The organism is Paeniglutamicibacter sulfureus, from assembly GCF_030512175.1.
GTDB lineage: Bacteria > Actinomycetota > Actinomycetes > Actinomycetales > Micrococcaceae > Paeniglutamicibacter > Paeniglutamicibacter sulfureus.
On sequence record NZ_JAULBL010000002.1, the window covers coordinates 2,961,014 to 2,979,767 of the forward strand.

The 18,754-nt window shown below is 65.8% G+C and carries 18 protein-coding genes and 1 tRNA gene; 17 read left to right on the forward strand and 2 right to left on the reverse strand.

The window, feature by feature from the left end; translation table 11 throughout:
• Window positions 1–57 precede the first annotated feature (57 nt).
• Window positions 58–411 carry a ribosomal maturation YjgA family protein gene (locus Q2T94_RS20125; RefSeq protein WP_302266337.1) on the reverse strand — a complete coding sequence of 118 codons (354 nt, stop codon included), beginning with the start codon at window positions 409–411 and terminating at the stop codon, window positions 58–60.
• A 58-nt stretch (window positions 412–469) separates the two neighbouring features.
• Complete coding sequence (locus Q2T94_RS20130; RefSeq protein WP_302266338.1) at window positions 470–1,099, reverse strand: vitamin K epoxide reductase family protein; 630 nt, start codon at window positions 1,097–1,099, stop codon at window positions 470–472.
• A 568-nt stretch (window positions 1,100–1,667) separates the two neighbouring features.
• Here Q2T94_RS20130 and Q2T94_RS20135 point away from each other — a divergent pair.
• From Q2T94_RS20135 to nrdH, 17 genes are all read left to right on the forward strand, one after another.
• Window positions 1,668–5,033, forward strand: a complete 3,366-nt coding sequence (locus Q2T94_RS20135; protein WP_302266340.1) for an Rne/Rng family ribonuclease — start codon at window positions 1,668–1,670, stop codon at window positions 5,031–5,033.
• 192 nt (window positions 5,034–5,225) lie between these two features.
• Window positions 5,226–5,534 carry a 50S ribosomal protein L21 gene (gene rplU / locus Q2T94_RS20140; RefSeq protein ID WP_264269065.1) on the forward strand — a complete coding sequence of 103 codons (309 nt, stop codon included), beginning with the start codon at window positions 5,226–5,228 and terminating at the stop codon, window positions 5,532–5,534.
• A gap of 48 nt (window positions 5,535–5,582) precedes the next feature.
• Complete coding sequence (gene rpmA, locus Q2T94_RS20145; RefSeq protein WP_217387816.1) at window positions 5,583–5,837, forward strand: 50S ribosomal protein L27; 255 nt, start codon at window positions 5,583–5,585, stop codon at window positions 5,835–5,837.
• A 152-nt stretch (window positions 5,838–5,989) separates the two neighbouring features.
• A complete protein-coding gene (obgE, locus tag Q2T94_RS20150) occupies window positions 5,990–7,561 on the forward strand; it encodes a GTPase ObgE (protein WP_264269064.1) in 1,572 nt (523 codons plus the stop codon).
• A 9-nt stretch (window positions 7,562–7,570) separates the two neighbouring features.
• Entirely contained in the window at window positions 7,571–8,710 is a 1,140-nt protein-coding gene (gene proB / locus Q2T94_RS20155; RefSeq protein WP_264269063.1) for a glutamate 5-kinase, read from the forward strand.
• Window positions 8,711–8,793: 83 nt separating this feature from the next.
• On the forward strand, window positions 8,794–10,113 hold the full coding sequence (locus Q2T94_RS20160) for a glutamate-5-semialdehyde dehydrogenase (RefSeq protein WP_264269062.1): 1,320 nt from the start codon (window positions 8,794–8,796) through the stop codon (window positions 10,111–10,113).
• Window positions 10,114–10,216: 103 nt separating this feature from the next.
• Window positions 10,217–10,441, forward strand: a complete 225-nt coding sequence (locus Q2T94_RS20165) for a hypothetical protein (RefSeq protein ID WP_264269061.1) — start codon at window positions 10,217–10,219, stop codon at window positions 10,439–10,441.
• Complete coding sequence (gene nadD / locus Q2T94_RS20170; protein ID WP_264269203.1) at window positions 10,434–11,075, forward strand: nicotinate-nucleotide adenylyltransferase; 642 nt, start codon at window positions 10,434–10,436, stop codon at window positions 11,073–11,075. The genes Q2T94_RS20165 and nadD overlap by 8 nt, the downstream gene beginning before the upstream one ends.
• Before the next feature lie 12 nt (window positions 11,076–11,087).
• A complete protein-coding gene (locus Q2T94_RS20175) occupies window positions 11,088–12,809 on the forward strand; it encodes a hypothetical protein (RefSeq protein ID WP_302266341.1) in 1,722 nt (573 codons plus the stop codon).
• 38 nt (window positions 12,810–12,847) lie between these two features.
• Window positions 12,848–13,261 (forward strand): ribosome silencing factor, encoded by a 414-nt coding sequence (gene rsfS / locus Q2T94_RS20180; RefSeq protein ID WP_264269059.1) that lies wholly within the window; start codon window positions 12,848–12,850, stop codon window positions 13,259–13,261.
• Between the two features lie 72 nt (window positions 13,262–13,333).
• Window positions 13,334–13,409: transfer RNA gene (locus tag Q2T94_RS20185), tRNA-Ala, on the forward strand.
• Between the two features lie 247 nt (window positions 13,410–13,656).
• Window positions 13,657–14,262: a hypothetical protein gene (locus Q2T94_RS20190; protein ID WP_302266342.1), complete on the forward strand. Its 606-nt coding sequence runs from the start codon at window positions 13,657–13,659 to the stop codon at window positions 14,260–14,262.
• Window positions 14,259–14,807 (forward strand): hypothetical protein, encoded by a 549-nt coding sequence (locus tag Q2T94_RS20195; protein WP_302266343.1) that lies wholly within the window; start codon window positions 14,259–14,261, stop codon window positions 14,805–14,807. The genes Q2T94_RS20190 and Q2T94_RS20195 overlap by 4 nt, the downstream gene beginning before the upstream one ends.
• An 80-nt stretch (window positions 14,808–14,887) precedes the next feature.
• Window positions 14,888–15,238: a zinc ribbon domain-containing protein YjdM gene (locus tag Q2T94_RS20200; RefSeq protein WP_264269056.1), complete on the forward strand. Its 351-nt coding sequence runs from the start codon at window positions 14,888–14,890 to the stop codon at window positions 15,236–15,238.
• Between the two features lie 411 nt (window positions 15,239–15,649).
• Window positions 15,650–16,768 (forward strand): flavin-containing monooxygenase, encoded by a 1,119-nt coding sequence (locus tag Q2T94_RS20205; protein WP_302266344.1) that lies wholly within the window; start codon window positions 15,650–15,652, stop codon window positions 16,766–16,768.
• A gap of 104 nt (window positions 16,769–16,872) precedes the next feature.
• Window positions 16,873–17,634 carry a YggS family pyridoxal phosphate-dependent enzyme gene (locus Q2T94_RS20210; RefSeq protein WP_302266345.1) on the forward strand — a complete coding sequence of 254 codons (762 nt, stop codon included), beginning with the start codon at window positions 16,873–16,875 and terminating at the stop codon, window positions 17,632–17,634.
• An 857-nt stretch (window positions 17,635–18,491) separates the two neighbouring features.
• Window positions 18,492–18,737, forward strand: coding sequence for a glutaredoxin-like protein NrdH (gene nrdH, locus Q2T94_RS20215; protein WP_217387827.1), 246 nt, complete (start codon window positions 18,492–18,494; stop codon window positions 18,735–18,737).
• Window positions 18,738–18,754: the final 17 nt, after the last annotated feature.

Consider the following 18,754-nt stretch of genomic DNA (forward strand, 5'->3'; position numbering starts at 1 on the left):
CACGCGAGTGGAAACGACGGGCCCTCCCGTCTTGTCCTCGGCAGGTCGTGATCGGGTCTAGGCCGCCGGCCTGGCCCGGATCCTGCCCAGCAGCATGTCGATGCCCAAGGCCAATGCTGCCCCGATTGCGTAGGCCACCAGGTCCAGGGGCGCGAAGCCGGTGCCCAGCACCAGCCGGATGGGCCCGAAGACCCGCGCCAGATCCGCCGGAATCGCGGTGAGCTGCAGCAACTCAATGAGTACGCAAAGAACCAGGGCGATGGAGGCGTTGGACCAGCGGGCAGCCTGTGGGCGCAGTACCGTGAGCAGTACGTACACCAGCACCGCGTAGAGCACCCCGCCGGCGAGGTCTGCGGCCAGGCCGGTGCCTCCGAAACGCGAGGCCAGTCCCACGACAATGACCGGGAGCACCCAGGCCGCCGCCGCCAGCCGCCGGGTCCTGGCCCCTCGGTGTTCGCCGGTGTGCGTCCTAGGCGCCGACAAAGGCACCGGGGAAGCGCAGGACGACGGTTGCAGCGGTGATGAGAAGCAGCACGATGACAGCGACCCAGGTCCATTCGCCCGCCACGCGCCGCAGCGCCGAAGGAGCGGGAAGCACGCCGTGGGCGATGTTGCGCGCCGTGGTGTAGAGGAACATCGGGATCATCATCGCCCAGACGACCATGCAGTAAGGGCACAGGGCGTTGATCTCGTAGAGGGCCTGGGACCAGAGCCACACGATGAAGACCATTGCCAGGGTGACGCCCACCTGCACGCCGACCCAGTACCAGCGCGCGAAGCGCGCCCCGGCGAGCAATGCCATGCCGATGGTGATCACGATGCCGAAGCCCACGATGCCCAGGAAGGGATTGGGAAAGCCCAGCAGGGCTGCCTGGGTCGACTTCATGACGGTGCCGCAGGAAACCCACGGATTGAAGTCGCAGCTGGTCACGTAGTCGGGGTCCTTGTACAGGGCGATGCGCTCGAGCACCAGGATCCCCGAGGCGACCCAGGCGACCGCGCCGGTGAGCACCAGGAACAGGCCAAAGGGCCGTGCGCGGGCCATGCGCGGCACGGCGTCCGGTTCGCGTTGCGGTGCTGCTGCTTCGGACAAACTCATGGGGGTGCTCCCTCGTGGCGGTTCGTGTTTTCCCCGTTTGCCGCCACCCGGAAGGTGGCGTGGGCGCCCGGTCGGGCCGGTGTTCGCCGGCGGCCCTAGCTGAAGTCTAGTGGCCCCCGGCGGTGCCGTTCATGCCCCGCGCCGGGGTTGGCACAAGGGGCGGGGCAAAGCGCGGCAGCCCTCTTGCCGCGCCGAAACCCCTCGGCGGCGTGCTTCGGCGTGTCGATGTGAGACAATTGCAGTGGTTGTTCGTGGATCCACAGTCTGCTTTCAACCCAACGACAGGCTTTCAAGCCCGATTGCGATGCATCTGCTGCGAAGAGACCGCCTATACGAAGGTCTTCAGCGAATACCGCGATATGGTCGCCGCAACGTAAAGCGGCTTGCTTGGAAAAGCGCCGTTGGTCTTGCACGGATGCCGCGCCCCGCAACGGTGGGCGCACCCGGTCAAGGCAAATCCAAGGATTTCCGCTGGGACACGCGGCCACAAGGCCCGGTCCGGCGAACCAACCAGGGGAGACGCGCTATCTGTGGGAGCAGTCGACCCGCCGAGGAGCACTCTTTTAACATGGCATTGAATCGCGACGAATCAAAGGCAGCAATGGGCCAGGGGCCAAAGGGCCGCAGCCGTACCTCCCGCCCCCCGCGCGGCAACTTCAACGAACCGTCACCGCCGCCCCCGCGCCGGGCCATGACCCTGGCCGAGCTCAACGACGCAGCGGCCGCACCGACGCGCAAGGTGCGCGCCAACGTTTCCCCGCGCGCAACCACCGCACGCCGCGCCCCTGCCACCCGGAACGCCCCGGCCAAGGCCGCCACCGTTGAGTCGGTCGTTGCCGAGGCAACCGCCAAGGCGCAGATCCCGGCACCCGTGGCCGAGGCGGCCAAGGCTCCTGCACGCCGCGGCCCGCGCCGCGCAACCTCCGGGGTCACCTCCCCGGGAGCAGCCGCAACCGAGGCCCCGGCCGTCATCGAGGCACCTGCCGCGCAGGCCGCAGCCGAGGCCCAGACCGAATCCATAGGCGAGAAGACCGAGGCACCTGCCGCGGAGGAAACCGCACCCAAGGCAGCCGCCAAGCGCCCTGCCCGGGGACGCGGCCGCAAGGCAACCGCCCCGGCCTCGAACACCGAGGCCCCTGCCGCCGACGAAGCCCCCGAGGCCCCTGTCACCGAGGCCCCGGCCGAAGCCACCGCGGAACAGGCCGAAGACGCCGAGCCCGCCAAGGCCACCCGTCGCCGCCCGGCCCGTGGTGGCCGCGGAGCCCGCGCCACCCAGGAGCCGGAAGCCGCGGATGCCGCCGCGGTCCAGGCCCCGGCCGCAGCCGAAGCCAGGATTGTCGAAGCCGATGAAGACGAGTCAGCAGCCGCGGAAGCCGAGCCGGCGACCATCTCCGATCCGTTCGCCATCCCCGAATCCGCGCTGTCGCTGATCTTCCAGGCACCGAGCATCCCGGTTGCCGCCAAGGCAACCGACGAGGACGAGCTCGAGGAACCTTCCGGCCGCCGCACCCGCAACGAGGCAGCCCACGCCGATTCCGATGAGGAAAACGCGGACGGCTCAGGCGTGTCCTCCCGCCGTCGCCGTCGCCGTCGCCGCGGCGAGGCCGACCTGGAATTGGCCGGGGGCTCGGAGAGCGATCCGCCCAACACCGTCACCCGGGTCCGTGCCCCGCGCACCACCCTGGAACCGGTGGTCTCCAACAAGGTCACGGCCGTGCGCGGATCCACCCGCCTGGAAGCCAAGCGCCAGCGCCGCCGCGACTCCCGCGAGTCCGGCCGTCGCCGCCAGGTCATCACCGAGGCCGAGTTCCTGGCCCGCCGCGAATCCGTCGACCGCCAGATGGTAGTGCGCCAGCGCGAGGACCGCATCCAGATCGGCGTCCTCGAGGACGGCATCCTGGCCGAGCACTTCGTCTCCAAGACCCAGCAGGACTCCCTGATCGGCAACGTGTATGTCGGCAAGGTGCAGAACGTGCTGCCTTCCATGGAAGCCGCCTTCGTCGACATCGGACGCGGACGCAATGCCGTGCTCTACGCCGGCGAGGTCAATTGGGACGTCGCGGGCCTGGACGGCCAGCCGCGCCGCATCGAACACGCCCTGAAGTCAGGGGACACCGTCCTGGTGCAGGTCACCAAGGACCCGGTCGGCCACAAGGGCGCCCGCCTCACCAGCCAGATTTCCCTTCCGGGCCGCTACCTGGTCTACGTTCCGGGCGGCTCGATGACGGGCATCTCGCGCAAGCTTCCCGACGTGGAGCGCAACCGCCTGAAGAAGATCCTCAAGGACCACCTGCCGGAAAACGCTGGCGTCATCGTGCGCACCGCCGCCGAGGGCGCCTCCGAGGAAGAGTTGATGAACGACATCAACCGCCTGCGCGCCCAGTGGGAAGGCATCGAGGCCGCCTCGACGTCCACCAAGACGCTGGCACCGGAACTGCTCTACGGGGAACCGGACCTGACCATCAAGGTCGTCCGCGACGTCTTCAACGAGGACTTCACCAAGCTGATCGTCTCCGGCGAGGAAGCCTGGGACACCATCGAGGCCTACGTGACCTACGTGGCCCCGGACCTGGTGTCGCGCCTGGAGAAGTGGGAATCCGACGAGGACATCTTCGGCGCCTTCCGCATGGACGAGCAGATCCACAAGGCCCTGGACCGCAAGGTCTTCCTGCCCTCGGGCGGTTCGCTGGTCATTGACCGCACCGAGGCCATGACGGTTGTCGACGTGAACACCGGCAAGTACACCGGCTCGGGCGGAAACCTCGAGGAAACCGTCACCAAGAACAACCTGGAGGCGGCCGAGGAGGTCGTTCGCCAGCTGCGCCTGCGCGACATCGGCGGCATCATCGTCATCGACTTCATCGACATGGTGCTCGAGTCCAACCGCGACCTGGTGCTCCGCCGCCTGGTCGAGTGCCTGGGCCGCGACCGCACCAAGCACCAGGTTGCCGAGGTCACCTCACTTGGCCTGGTGCAGATGACGCGCAAGCGCATGGGCACCGGACTGCTGGAGGTCTTCGGTGAGAACTGCGAGGCCTGTGCAGGCCGCGGCGTGATCACCCACGACGAGCCGGTCGAGCACCGCCGCTCCTTCAACTCGGCAGGTGAGCCGCAAAGTGCCGGCAGCCGCGCCGACCAGAAGCCCTCGCGGGCCGAACGCCGCCGCCGCAACCGCGGCCCGGAATCCGAGGCGCAGGCCGAGGACCAGGGTGCCGCAACCGCGCACGCCGAGACCAGGGAGCCTGAGGTCGACGAGGCCAAGGCAACTGCCACGCGCAACGCCTTTGCCACGATCGCCGCGGCCGCACATGCAGCCCACGAACACGACGATGCCGAGGCCGCCGAGAGCGGTGCCACGCTGACCGTGGCGGGGGAGTCGGTCACGGTTCCCGCTGCGCGCCGCAACCGCCGTGCAGCCTCCTCCGAGGCCGCTGCGCCGTCGCTGACGTTGGAGAACCTGGAAGCCGCGCTTCCCGACAACTCCCCGGCCGAGGCGCCCGCCGAGACCGAGGAGGGCGAGTCCGCGCAAACGCGTCCGGCACGCACCCGTACCCGCCGCAAGGCCCGTTCCAAGGCTCCCGAGTCGAACGCACCAGCCGCCGGCGAACAGCCGGAGGTTGCTGCCGCGCCGGTGATCTCGGGCGTGGCCGGGCAGGCGTCCGACGATGCGCCTTCCGAGGCGCCGTCGGCAACGGCAACCAAAAAGACTTCGGGCATCGAGCCGGTGGCGCGCGTCAAGCGCAGCCGCCGTGCAACGAGCCCGCAGGGTGGATCCGACACCGCAGTTTCTGTGGCATCGGACACGCTGGCGGCATCGGGTACCTCCCATGTCGCTTCGCTCGCTGACCCATCCAAGGCCCCACAGCCGCGAATCGCCGCCAATGCGCCGATTATGCTGGGTGTCGGGGTGCCGGTCAAAGAGTTGAAAGAGTAGGGATCTTGACGACTCGCGGGGCAGGCTGTATTTGCCCCTGCAGCGCTTTTTAGCGTAGTCTAGATCCTCGGTGCGAACGCCAGCTATCGGATTCTTCCGCTCGGCGTGCCAGCACAGCGCAATCCCCGGTTTCTTTTGGGGTAGTGATGCGCAGCAAGACAGATTGAACGTCGAGTAGAAGTGAGTACCCACGTGGTGTACGCAATTGTCCGCGCTGGCGGCCGCCAGGAAAAGGTTTCTGTTGGAGACCTCGTTACCCTTGACCGCCTGAAGGCTGCCCCAGGCGCCTCCATTGAATTGCCAGCCCTGTTGCTGGTTGACGGCGAGAAGGTAACTTCGGCAGTCGATGAGCTTGCCAAGGTCAAGGTGACCGCCGAGGTCATTGAGAACCTTCGCGGCCAGAAGATTGTCATCCAGAAGTTCAAGAACAAGACCGGTTACAAGAAGCGCCAGGGCTTCCGCTCTATGCTGACCAAGGTCAAGGTCACCTCGATCGCTTAATTGCGGTTGATTCCAAGAATTCTCATTACCTGAAGGTAGGCATTTTCAATGGCACATAAGAAGGGCGCGAGTTCCACTCGCAACGGTCGCGATTCCAACGCCCAGTACCTTGGCGTCAAGCGCTTCGGTGGTCAGGTCGTTTCGGCCGGCGAAATCATCGTTCGCCAGCGTGGCACCCACTTCCACCCGGGCGCCGGCGTGGGACGTGGCAAGGACGACACCCTGTTCGCACTTGAAGCCGGGGCTGTCGAATTCGGCACCCGTCGCGGCCGTAAAGTCGTGAACATCGTTACCGCTGGCTAATTAGCGCGTAACCGCATTCATTACACTGTAGAGGGTGGGCCGCACGGCTCACCCTCTATGTGTTTTTCCAAAACCCCCAGCGTTTTCCGCACCACGCCCCTCGGGCGGGCAGCGGAAGACGCCACCCCTTTTTTTGCTAGGAGCTTTCAACCGTGGCAGCCTTTATCGACCGAGTGGTCCTCCATGTCTCCGGTGGTTCCGGTGGGCACGGCTGTGTCTCCATCAAACGCGAAAAGTTCAAGCCCCTGGGCGGACCCGATGGCGGCAGCGGCGGCAACGGCGGTGACGTGATCCTGCGCGTTGACGCCCAGACCACCACCCTGCTGTCCTACCACCACTCGCCCCACCGCCACGCCGGCAACGGCGAAGGCGGCAAGGGCGACCTGCGCCCCGGCAAGAACGGCGAGACCTTGGTCCTGCCCGTGCCCGAGGGCACCGTGGTGAAGAACCGCGACGGTGACATTCTCGCCGACCTCATCGGTGACGGATCCGAATACATTGTTGCCTCCGGCGGCCTGGGCGGCCTGGGCAACGCAGGGCTCTCCAGCCAGCGCCGCAAGGCCCCCGGTTTCGCGTTGCTGGGCACCCCCGGCACCGCCGCCGAGGTCATCCTCGAACTCAAGTCCGTCGCCGACGTCGCCCTGGTGGGCTACCCCTCGGCCGGCAAGTCCTCGCTGATCGCCGCGCTCTCCGCCGCACGGCCCAAGATCGCCGACTACCCCTTCACCACCCTGGTCCCGAACCTTGGCGTGGTCCAGGCCGGGGAAGTCCGCTACACCGTGGCCGACGTGCCGGGCCTGATCCCGGGTGCCTCGCAGGGCCGCGGCCTGGGTCTTGAATTCCTGCGCCACGTCGAGCGTTGCGCCGCCCTGGTGCACGTGCTCGACTGCGGCGCCCTGGAAACGGACCGCGACCCGGTCGCAGACCTGGAGACCATCCAGGCCGAACTCGACGCATACGAGGTCGACTCCTCCTTTGCCGGGGCCGATGGCCAGATCATCCCGCTGAACGAGCGCCCGCGCCTGATCGCCCTGAACAAGGTCGACATGCCCGACGGACGCGACATGGCCGAATTCGTGCGCCCGGAACTGGAGAAGCGCGGCTACCGCGTCTTCGAGGTCTCGGCGATGAGCCGCGAGGGATTGCGCGACCTCTCCTTCGCCATGGCCGAACTCGTCACCGAGGCCCGCGCCAAGATCGAGGCCGCCCCGTTGCCCGTGCCCGTTGAGGTGTTGCGCCCGCGGGCCACCAAGGCCAGCAAGGCAGGGTTCGTCATCCGCAAGGAGGAGCGCAACCTCGAGCCGCTCTTCCGCGTGATCGGTGAAAAGCCCGAGCGCTGGATCATGCAGACCGACTTCCGCAACGACGAGGCCGTTGGCTACCTCGCCGACCGCCTGGCCAAGCTCGGCGTCGAAAACCAGCTCTACAAGCTCGGCGCCAAGCCCGGCGATGCCGTGGTGATTGGCTCCGAGGCCGACGCCGTGGTCTTCGACTGGGAGCCGACGATGGCCGCCGGCGCCGAGCTGCTGGGCTCGCGCCGCGGACAAGACGAGCGCCTCTCCGAGTTCGGTGCGCGTCCCTCCCGCGAGGAGAAGAAGGCACTGCACGAGCAGCGCAAGGGCGCCAAGGCGGCGGCCCGCGAGGACCTGGAAGCCGAGCGCAAGGCCGGAATCTGGACGGAGTCTGTCAACTACAAGCACCAGCTACCCAAGTCCGGGGAGTAAAACAGCACCGTGCGCGCCACAAACCATCCCTCGGGCATCACCCAGCGCCAGGACCTGCCGCGTGCCTCGCGCATCGTGGTCAAGGTCGGTTCCTCGTCCCTGACCACGCTGGCCGGGGGGATCTCCGAGGAAGCGTTAAGCTCCCTCGTCGACCGACTCGCGGCAGTCAACACCGCGGGAACCGAGCTGATCCTGGTGTCCTCCGGAGCCATCGCCGCCGGTCTGGCGCCCCTGGACCTGGGGCGCCGCCCACGCGACCTGGCCACCCAGCAGGCTGCCGCCTCGGTGGGCCAGGGGCTGCTCATGGCCAGATACACCCAGGCGTTTTCCGCCCACGGCGTCACTGTCGGCCAGGTGCTGCTCACTGCCGACGACCTGATCCGCCGCCAGCAGTACGCCAATGCGTTCCGGGCGCTGAACCGGCTGCTGGCGCTGGGCGTCGTGCCGATTGTCAACGAAAACGACACGGTCGCCACCCATGAGATCCGCTTCGGCGACAATGACAGGCTCGCCGCCCTGGTGGCGCACCTGGTCAAGGCCGACGCGCTGCTGCTGCTTTCCGACGTCGACGCCGTCTACGACGCGCCGCCGAACGCCGGGGGAGTGCGAGTGTCCCGGGTCGATCGCGCCGAGGACCTGGCGAGCTTGCGCATCGGATCCACCGGGGGAGCCGGGCTGGGCACCGGGGGCATGGCCACGAAGGTCGAGGCCGCCACCATGAGCGCCGAATCGGGCATCCCCGCCCTGGTGACCTCCACCGCGAACGCGGCGGCGGCATTGGCCGGGGCGGACGTGGGAACCTGGTTCTCCGCCCGCGGCGGTCGGCGCTCCACCCGGATGCTGTGGCTCGCGCACCTGGCCACCACCCAGGGACGGCTGCTGCTGGATCCCGGTGCCGTGCGTGCCGTCGCCTCCGGTGTCGCCTCGCTGCTTCCTGCAGGGATCACCGGGATCAACGGCTCCTTCGAGGCCGGGGACGCGGTGGAAATCACCGACGCCGCCGGACAGGTCATTGCCCGCGGACTGGTGAACTTCTCTTCGGCCGAATTGCCGCAGATGCTCGGCCGCTCCACCCGGGAACTCGGCGAGGACCTGGGCAGTCAATTCGAACGTGCGGTGGTGCACGTCGACGACCTCGTCGTTGTCTAGCCGATCCACCGCGAAAGCCGCCGCCCGCCACCATGCTTAACATGGGGGCGGGCTTCGTCGCATCCACCGTAGAATAGGTGATCATGAGCCAGAACATCGACGCATCGCAGAATCTTTCCTCCGTGGACGGGGCCGCCGCCGGCATCCAGGATGCACGGGTTGCCGTGGGCAAGCTGGCCGACCGGGCCCGCTCCGCATCGCGCGTGCTGGCCCGCGCCGACCGCAATTGGAAGGACCGGGCGCTGCTGGCCATTGCCGCATCGCTGGATACCCACCGCGCAGCCGTGATCAAGGCCAACGCCAAGGACATCGCCGCGGGACGGGCCAACGGGACCTCCGACGCGCTGCTGGACCGGCTCAAGCTCAGCGACCAGCGCGTGGACGCACTGATCGCCGCGCTCGAGGAACTGGCCGGGCTGCCGGATCCCGTGGGCACCGTGCTGCGCGGCCAGACCCTGCCCAACGGGCTGCGGCTGCGCCAGGTCCACGTCCCGATGGGCGTTATCGGCGCGATCTACGAGGCGCGCCCCAACGTCACCGTTGACATTGCCGGGCTCGCCCTGAAGAGCGGAAACGCAGTGCTGCTGCGCGGTGGCAGCGCAGCGGCGCACTCCAACGTGGCGCTGCTGGCCTTGATCCGCGACGCCCTGGAATCGGTCGGGCTGCCCGCCGACGCCGTGGCCTCGGTGGATGCCTGGGGCCGCGACGGCGCCGACGCCATGATGGGTGCCCGCGGCCAGATCGACGTGTTGATCCCGCGCGGCGGCCGCGAGCTGATCCAGCGCGTGGTCACCACCGCCAGCGTCCCGGTCATCGAGACCGGCGAGGGAAACGTGCACATCTACCTCGACGAATCGGCCGATGCCGCCATGGCCGTGCCGATCCTGCTCAACGCCAAGACCCAGCGCCCCTCGGTGTGCAACACCGTCGAGACACTGCTGCTCAATGCCAATGCCAAGGCGTCCGGCGAGGTCCTCGCCGCCCTGCACAAGGCCGGTGTGCGCCTGCACGTCGATGCGCGCGCCAAGGTGCTTGCCGGTTCGACCCCCACGATCGATGCGCAGGAGTCCGACTGGGACACCGAGTACATGGACCTGGACCTGGCCGTTGCCGTGGTCGATGACTTGGGTGGTGCCATCAAGCACATCCGCAGGCACAGCACCGGGCACACCGAGGCGATCCTGACCAACAATCTTTCCCACGCCGAGCGCTTCATTGCCGAGGTTGATTCGGCCGCGGTGATCGTCAACGCCTCCACCCGCTTCACCGACGGCGGGCAGCTGGGCCTGGGCGCCGAGGTCGGCATTTCCACGCAGAAGATGCATGCGCGCGGCCCCATGGGACTGCGCGAGCTCACCACCACCAAGTGGATTGTGCAAGGCGATGGGCATGTTCGTTCGTAGCCGCGTGCCAAGGTGGGTACGATAGAGGCTAACGAGTCATAAAAGTTACAAGACAGTGCCGTGCACGCATGTGCGCGTCCGGCACGCAACAACCTGGAGAAACATGTTTACCCAGTCCCTGAATGCGGCCATTGCCGCTGCCGAAAGCACCGGTGGAGGCATGTCCACCGAAACGCAGGCCCTGATTGTCGGAGGCAGCATCTTCGTGATCTTCATGCTGCTGCTGTTGATCGCCATGTCGTACTCCAACGTCGCGAACCGCCACGACGTCAAGGCCGAGCCCGAGGACACGCACCGCACGCACGCCAACAAGCACGGCCATCACTAGCCGTCTCGAGGCCGAACGAACGGACCGCCCATTTCGCCTGGGCGTCATGGGCGGCACGTTCGATCCGATTCACCACGGCCACCTCGTGGCCGCCAGTGAAGTCGCAGCCGTCTTCGACCTTGACGAGGTCGTATTCGTTCCCACCGGGGAGCCCTGGCAGAAACTTGACCGCGACGTGGCTCCGGCCGAGCATCGCTACCTGATGACGGTGATCGCCACTGCGGCGAACCCCCGCTTCACGGTGAGCCGGGTGGACATCGACCGTCCCGGCCCCACGTACACGATCGACACGTTGCGGGACCTGCGCGCACAGCGTCCCGACGCGGAGTTGTTCTTCATCACCGGCGCGGACGCCATGGCCCAGATCCTGGGCTGGAAGGACGCCGAGGAGCTCTGGCAGCTGGCCCACTTCGTGGGGGTCACCAGGCCGGGCCACGAATTGCCGGTGCTGGACCGCAACGACGTCTCGTTGATGGAAGTGCCGGCCATGGCGATTTCCTCGACGGATTGCCGGGAACGGGTGCGGACCGGACATCCGGTGTGGTACCTGGTGCCCGACGGCGTGGTGCAGTACATCGCCAAGTACAAGTTGTACAACGACAAGAACAACGCAGTAAGCAACGGCCAGGACTAGAGACGGCCGGGAATGGACAAGATGAGCGACGAGACCGGGCCCGCGCTCAGCAGGCGAGCCCTGCGGGAGCAGCGACGTGCCGAGGCCGAAGCGAAGCTTGCCCAAGAGCAGGCGTCGGGCCAGCCGCCCGCGAGCCCTGCCGGCAAGACGGCGACCGCCCAGCCTTCCGCTCCCGCCTCCCCGGCGGCGACGACTCCTGCGCCTGCGCCGAAATCCCCTGCGCCGTCGGCCAAGGCTCCCGCCCCGGCGGCCAAGACCCCGGCACCTGCAGCGAAGACGCCTGTACCCAAGGCTCCCGCACCGGCCGTCAAGAGCCCTGCACCGGCCGCCAAGCCCGCGGCGAAACCGTCAAGTACGACACCGGCCGCCGCCACCCCCGCACCTCAGCCGGTGCCGCAGCCCGAAGAACCCGTTCGCAGCCGCCGCGCCGCCGCCGGGGAAGTCGATGCCGTTTCGCAACGCACCGAACGAACATCCCTGCAGCGCGCCCGCGACCGCGAAGCCCTGCGCACCCGCCGCCGGCTGGAGCAGGAAGTCTCCGAGCTTTCCCCCAAGGATCCGTCGCCGGGCGACGATCCCGCGCCGTTGACCCGCAAGCAGATGCGCCTCCAGGCGCTCGGCACCGCCAAGGACACGGGTTCCGTCGCCAAACCGGGCACCGCGACCGGGGTTCCTGAATCCCGGCCCCAGGATGATGCCGCTTCCAAGCCCGCGGACGCCAAGCCGGCGGATGCCAAGCAAACGCCCGCCAAGCCTGCGGCGTCCGGGCCTGCAGCCGCCAAGCCTGCAGCCGCTACGAAGCCTCCGGTCAAGACACCCGCGAAGCCCGCCGCTGCAAAACCATCCGTTGGCCCCCCGGTTCCTTCTCCCGGAACGGCGCCGCAGATGAGTGTGGAGGACGCGCTTGCGCTTCGTCGGCGCTCCGGTGGGGCTGCCCCAAGCGAGCCGTTGCTGATCCAGCCCGAAGAGGACCTGGGCGAAGTGGACCTGGAGGTCCTGGCACAGCAGCGCGAACTTGCCGCCCGCGCTGCCATCATTTCCCGCCGCGCAGCAGAACGCCAGCGCATGCAGGAAGAAAACACCCAGCGTGCCGGTGCCCGCCGCTCGGACCCCTTTACCGGGGCGATGAACCACCTCCGCGAAGAGGACATCGAAAAGAAGCTGGTCAACACCGGCGTCTCGGGTCCGCTGACGCGCGGCTACAACATTGCCATGACCGACCAGGGCACCATCGTCGAGGGCCGCCAGGCCCCCGCGGCCCCGGCCACAAAGACTCCGGCTTCAGCGCCCCACGCGCAGAAGCCGACGACCCCGGCAGCGAAAGCCCCGGCGGTCACACCTGCGCACAAGCCAAAGGCTGCTACTCCGGCCCAGGCACCGGCTCGCGACTCCACGTCGCCCGCCGCTTCACAAGCTGCCGCAGCAGCACCGGCACGGACGGCGGCGGCGAAGCCCGCTGCCTCCGCACCCGCCGGCCCCAAGGCCCCCGTGGCCCCGGGCGCCGGCAAGGCAGTGGAAGCACCCGATACCAAGGATGCCCCTGCCGAAAATGTTGGGCCTTCGCTGGCTCGCCCACCCGTGCGTGCCGTGCGCGCGCAGGGGCTTGAGCCACTGGATGTGCAGACCGCCGGAATGCGCCGTGCCAACAACATGTTCTTGATGGTCATCGCGGCTTTGTCCGTTGGAGGCGCGGCACTCGTTGCCGGTCTCATCATGTTCCTGAACTCAAACTAGCGCCCACCGCGTCGCACCCAATTCTCAAGGAGAACCCCATGAGCGCCCACGAACATTCCATCGACCTGGTGCAGACAGCTGCCCTTGCAGCAGCCGAGAAGCAGGCAGAAAACCTCGTCGCATTGGACGTTTCCGAACGCCTCGGCGTCACCGATGCATTCCTGATTGCCTCGGCTGCCTCAGAGCGGCAGGTGAATTCGATCGTCGACGAGATCGAAGACAAGCTCGCCGAGAAGTTCGAGATCCGTCCGGTTCGCCGCGAAGGCCGCGGCCAAGGCCGCTGGGTCCTGCTTGACTACTCGGATGTCGTCATCCACGTCCAGCACAACGAAGACCGCGTTTTCTATGCCCTGGAGCGCCTCTGGGGCGACTGCCCGGTCATTGAACTGCCGACCACCGGCGAACCTGCCACCGACATGTCGCACGTCGAAACGCTCCCGGATTCGCTCTAGGCCCCTCGATTTGCGCCACACGTTTTGTGTGGCCTATGATGGTTGAGTTGCCCGCAAGGGCGGCTCTCATTTGGGGGTATGGCGCAGTTGGTAGCGCGTCTGCATGGCATGCAGAAGGTCAGGGGTTCGAATCCCCTTACCTCCACCAAAATGTATGAATGAAAAGGTCTCCGGCTTCGGTCGGGGGCCTTTTCGTTTCCCTGAGGCCCAGTCGCGCCGGGCCGCGGTTCCGGGCTGGGAAGCGCGAAGGCGCTCCGCTCGTTGCGGGGCATGTTCGGAGAGGGGCTTCGTTTCCTGCCAGATGGTGCCGGGGAACTGGCATGTGCTGACCTTTGTAAAACGATCAACAAGCCTTAGGCATTGTGAATGACGCTACAAGTCTGTAAGTTTGTGTCATGATTGTCATCACCATAGACCAGCGTAGGTCCCGCTCGGGGCCGGACAAGGTCGAATCCCTGCTGCGCCGACTGGACAGCGAGTACAACGCGGTGCGGGGATTCGAGAGAACGGCGGGCGATGAGCTGCAAGGAGTGCTCGACGACGGTGTCATGGCCGTTGCCTTGGCCCTGGACGTTGCACACACGGGGGAGTGGAGCGTGGGAATCGGTGTGGGGTCGGTGCAGACCCCGCTGCCCCGGGAAACCCGGGCAGGACGAGGGCAGGCCTTTGAATATGCGCGGGATGCGGTTGAGCGGGCAAAGAATTCAAGTGGCGCCCTGGCGCTGTCGGGTCCCGGGCCGGAAGCGGAACGGATCGAGGCCGAACTGCAGCTCCTCGCGCTGGTTAACGCGCGACGAACCAAAACGTCGGCCGAGGCCGGCACACTGGTATCACAGGGCCTGACCCAGCAGCAGGTCGCTGCGCGCCTAGAGATCTCGCAGCAGGCCGTTTCGGCCCGTCTGGCTTCGGGGCTCTGGTATGAGACCACCAGGCTCACCGATTTGGCGGGTCGGGCGCTGGCAGACTATTCGATGACGATGGAAGGCGGGCAGAATTCATGAGCTGGATTGCCTGGGCCTTACTGGTCAGTGTTATTCCGTTGGGCATACCTAGATACTTCGCGGATTCCGGCTTTCGCTGGCCGTTGAAGCAGTCGACGACCAGCTACCTGCTCGTGGCCGTGCTTGGCCTGGCAGGTCTTGCCGCTGCGATCGGCGACCACCTTCCCGCAGCATCCTCCATCCCCCATGAACTTGTGGTCGTGGCCAGTGTTGCGGCTGCAACCCTCGGTGGAGGGCCAGTCACCGAAACGGTCTTCCGGCTTGCGGCGTTCAAAAGGGAGGCAGGGGACGACGCTTCCGAAGAGGTGGAGCCGAGTCCGCTGCGCGGAGGCATGTGGATCGGGTTGCTGGAACGCGCGGCAATAGCCTCGACCCTGTGGGCCTCCTGGCCGGAGGGCCTGGCGGTCGTTCTGGCAGTGAAGGGATTGGGGCGATTTTCCGAGCTTAAGCAACACGCGGCCGCGGAGCAGTTCATTCTGGGAACCTTCGTCAGTGTTTTGTGGGCATGCGCGGCAGTTGGCGTGGGTCGGATCATCAGTCTCTAGGCCAGGGACCGTGGGATGTACTGCTGCGTGGCGTATGCGGACAGACGGACGAGTTCTGCGGACGCATTAGAATGATGGGCATGAGTGACGTATTGCCATCGTGCCCGCAGTGTTCAAGCCCCTATACATACGAAATGGGCGCGCTGCTGGTTTGCCCCGAGTGCGCCCACGAATGGTCGGTCGAAGCTGACGCAGTGGACGAGCCGAAGGATGCTGTTATCAAGGATTCCGTCGGCAAGGTACTTTCCGACGGCGATACCGTCACCATCGTCAAGGACCTGAAGGTCAAGGGGCAAGCCCAGTCCATCAAGGTCGGCACCAAGGTGCGCAACATCCGTCTGGTCAACGGCGTCGACGGCCACGACATCGACTGCAAGGTCGATGGGTTCGGGCCCATGCAGCTCAAGTCATCCGTCGTAAAAAAGGTCTAATACGCCGCCATTAGCCTAGCGCCACCCCTCCCGTGTTGGAGGGGTGGCGCCTTCTTTTGGGCAGCATGTGTATCTGGCGACCTGTCAAGAAGCCGACATCGCCGAACCAATCGGAAGGCACGACGGCAATACCCCGAGGCGTCATGGTGCTCGCGAACTCCGTCGCAAATCAGGCCAGTGGAGTTGTCGGTGCATATAGCCCTGTGGCGGCCAGGTCGGTAATCCCTAAAAGCATCCCCGTCTTGTTGGCCACGGAGTGGTGGACCGACTGGATCGCGGCGCCGCGTTCGCGGGCCAGGCCATTGGGTGTTTCTGGATGAGGGGAATCCGTGAAAAGGCATAGAGCTCCAGTGACTGGAAGCGTATCGTAGCGACACAGGGACCAAGGCTCCAGGCAATGAGGAGACCGCCATGAAAAGCCAACGACAAAATCCCTTCACCATCATCATTGGAGCTGGCCACTGCGGATTGGCCATGGCACACGAACTGGCGGTGAAAGGCGAAGAATTCGTGGTGCTTGAAGCAGGGCAGACCCCGGGGAACAGCTGGAGTTCCCGGTGGGAATCTCTGGAATTGTTCACACCTGCGGAACATGATGGGTTGCCCGGCAAGAGGTTTCCGGCAGCACGCGGAACATTTCCCACCGCCAGGGCCGTTTCCGAGTACTTGCGGACCTACGCCGCGTCCTTCCAGCTGCCGATCCAGACCTCGACAACAGCCCGCCGCCTGGAAGTGGGCCTCGGCGGCGTATTTCGTGTACAAACCGATAGGGGCTTGTTCGAGGCCGGCCGGGTGGTCGTGGCCACGGGGGTGCACCAGGTGCCCCGGATTCCTCCGCTGTCGACACAAATCTCTGCAGATGCAATGCAACTGCATTCGAGCGAATACCGGAACCCTGCCCAGATCCCGGATGGCCCCGTGGCAGTGGTTGGATTCGGGACCTCCGGTGCCCAGATCGCCTGCGAGCTGGCTCCTAGCCACCGGGTAACCATTTCCGGAAGACCCACATCCCACGTCCCGGAAGCATTCATTCGATACGGCCCCGCGCTTTATTGGCTCCTGGTCCATAGACTGCTGACGCGATCGACTCCGGCCGGCCGAAAGGTCGCCCAGCGGATCCACCATCGAGGTGCGCCACTGATCCGGGTATCCACCCAGGACGTTGCAGCCGCAGGCGTGGCCGCTGTCGGGAGAATCGAAGCGGTCCGCGACGGGGTGATGCTGACCCAGGACGGGATCCCGGTCGAGGCGTCCACGATCATCTGGGCCACGGGATATCACCCGGACTATTCCTGGATCGACGGGCTCGGGACGGATGAGAACGGCTATCCATTCCACCGCCGGGGTGTCAGCACCGAGTTTCCCGGATTGGGTTTTCTCGGCATTCCCTTCCAGTATGGCCTGGCCTCCGGCATCATCGGCGGGGCGGGTCGCGATGCGCGCCACCTGGCGCGTCGGTTGGATCCCGCCCCTGCGGTTGCGAACAAAATGGGGTTCGTGCCAGATGCGGAAGGGACGGCGAACGGGTAAGGCCGGGCACTGGCGGGACATGCTATGTTGGCGTTGGTGCACTGGCCATCCGCATGATGCGCCCTGCCTTCGACGCTCCTCATCGTGAAAGACTTTCCCCCTCCATGACACAGCCGCTGAACTCCTCCAACCCTGCCGCCGTCCAGGCCAACTCCATCGACGATTTCAAGCAAAATCTTGCCTCTGTCAGATCCCGGATCGATGCCGCGGCGCGGAAGGCCGGGCGGGACCCCGCCTCGATCCGGTTGTTGCCGGTTAGCAAGACCGTGCCGGAGGACCGCCTTCGCCTGGCTATCGCGGCGGGAATGAACTTCCTGGGCGAAAACAAGGTCCAGGAGGTGGCTCGCAAGGCGGAGCTCCTGGCCGACATTCCGGGACTGAAGTTCTCCGTCATTGGAAGCCTGCAAACCAACAAGGCAAAATTCGTGGCGAAGTATGCAGACGAATTCCAGGCGCTCGACAACCTTCGCCAGGCCGAAGCCCTGCAGCGCCGGCTCGAAGTCGAGGACCGCCAGCTCGATGTCTTTGTCCAAGTCAATACGTCCGACGAGGAAAGCAAGTCGGGACTTGCGCCCGACGACGTTCGAGAATTCGTGAATCAGCTGCCCCGGTTTGACCGGCTCCACGTCAAGGGCCTGATGACGCTCGCATTGTTCAGTGACGACAGCGAAGCGGTTCGGGCATGTTTCGTGCGACTGCGGGAACTCCGGGACTCACTGCGCGAAAGCGCGCCCGCCGAAATGTCCATCGAGGAACTGTCCATGGGCATGAGTGGCGACTTTGAGTTGGCCATTGCAGAGGGTGCCACAGTGGTGCGTGTGGGGCAGGGAATCTTCGGCGCTCGGGCAATGCCCGTCGCCGGCTAGCTGCCCGAGCAGGCCGAACCTCTCAGGTTTCGGCGGGATCTGGTGGAACAATCCGCGGGAAATGTTTCGATCGCCGTGGCAACGGTCGGGAATTTGACTTGAATCAGGGCCGGTGGAGACGGAACCCCGGATTCGCCGGGAGCGCGACTGCGGTGGGCGGTTTATCTTTTGCCAGCACCCGGAACCAAGGTTCCAGTCATGCGCAACTCAACGCTGGATGCTGCACAGGTAGGCCTCCTGTCCTTTCCACATCACGCGTCTCCGTGCCGCCGCGCGAATGGATGGCGGGGGTCGGGCGTCCATCAGGTTGGCCGCCGTCTGAGGGGCAAATTTTCGTCATGGGTGCGGCTCTCGACCCGATGCAGTCTTTGTGGGGGAGAGTGCGGCGTTTGGCGGCTCGATGTACCACCAGTAGTGCTAGCGTTCATGCTGTCGGGCCATATCTAGTGGTTTGGCGCCATGTACTCGACACGCCGTGCTGAAGGACACGCCAGTTCTTTAATCTGTGGTTGATTGCTCCACAGGTTGTGGATAGATTTTCGATTTCACTGGATTCATGCGGTTTAACGCCCACTCTTTATCCACAAGGCTTGTGGACAGGCTTGAGGTCGAATGACAGGGGTGTAATACATCATGTTGGGGTCTAACGCCCCGACCCCTACTAGATGTAGTATTGAATTAGCTGGTGAGGCCTAGTGCGCGAACCTCCGGAAGACGGAGAAATGTACGAATCCCCGCCTCCTGAGGGCTCAGTCGCCGTCGGAGCAAAACGTTCGTATGTCTCTTCCCGCGGGGAATGCGCATAGGGACCCAGCCACTTCACATACACAGATTTTTGCACGAGGGGATTTACGGATATGACCGTCACGGTTTACACGAAGCCAGCATGCGTACAGTGCAACGCAACCTACCGAGCTCTTGATAAGAAGGGCATCGTCTACCAGAGCGTTGACATTTCGCAGGATCCCGCTGCCCTGGAGCGCGTACGCGCCCTGGGCTACATGCAGGCACCGGTCGTCATCACCGATGCCGACCACTGGTCGGGCTTCCGACCGGACAAGATTGATGAGCTGGCCCAGGATTTGAGCTCCTCCGTGGCCTAACCAACCACCTCCAGCCT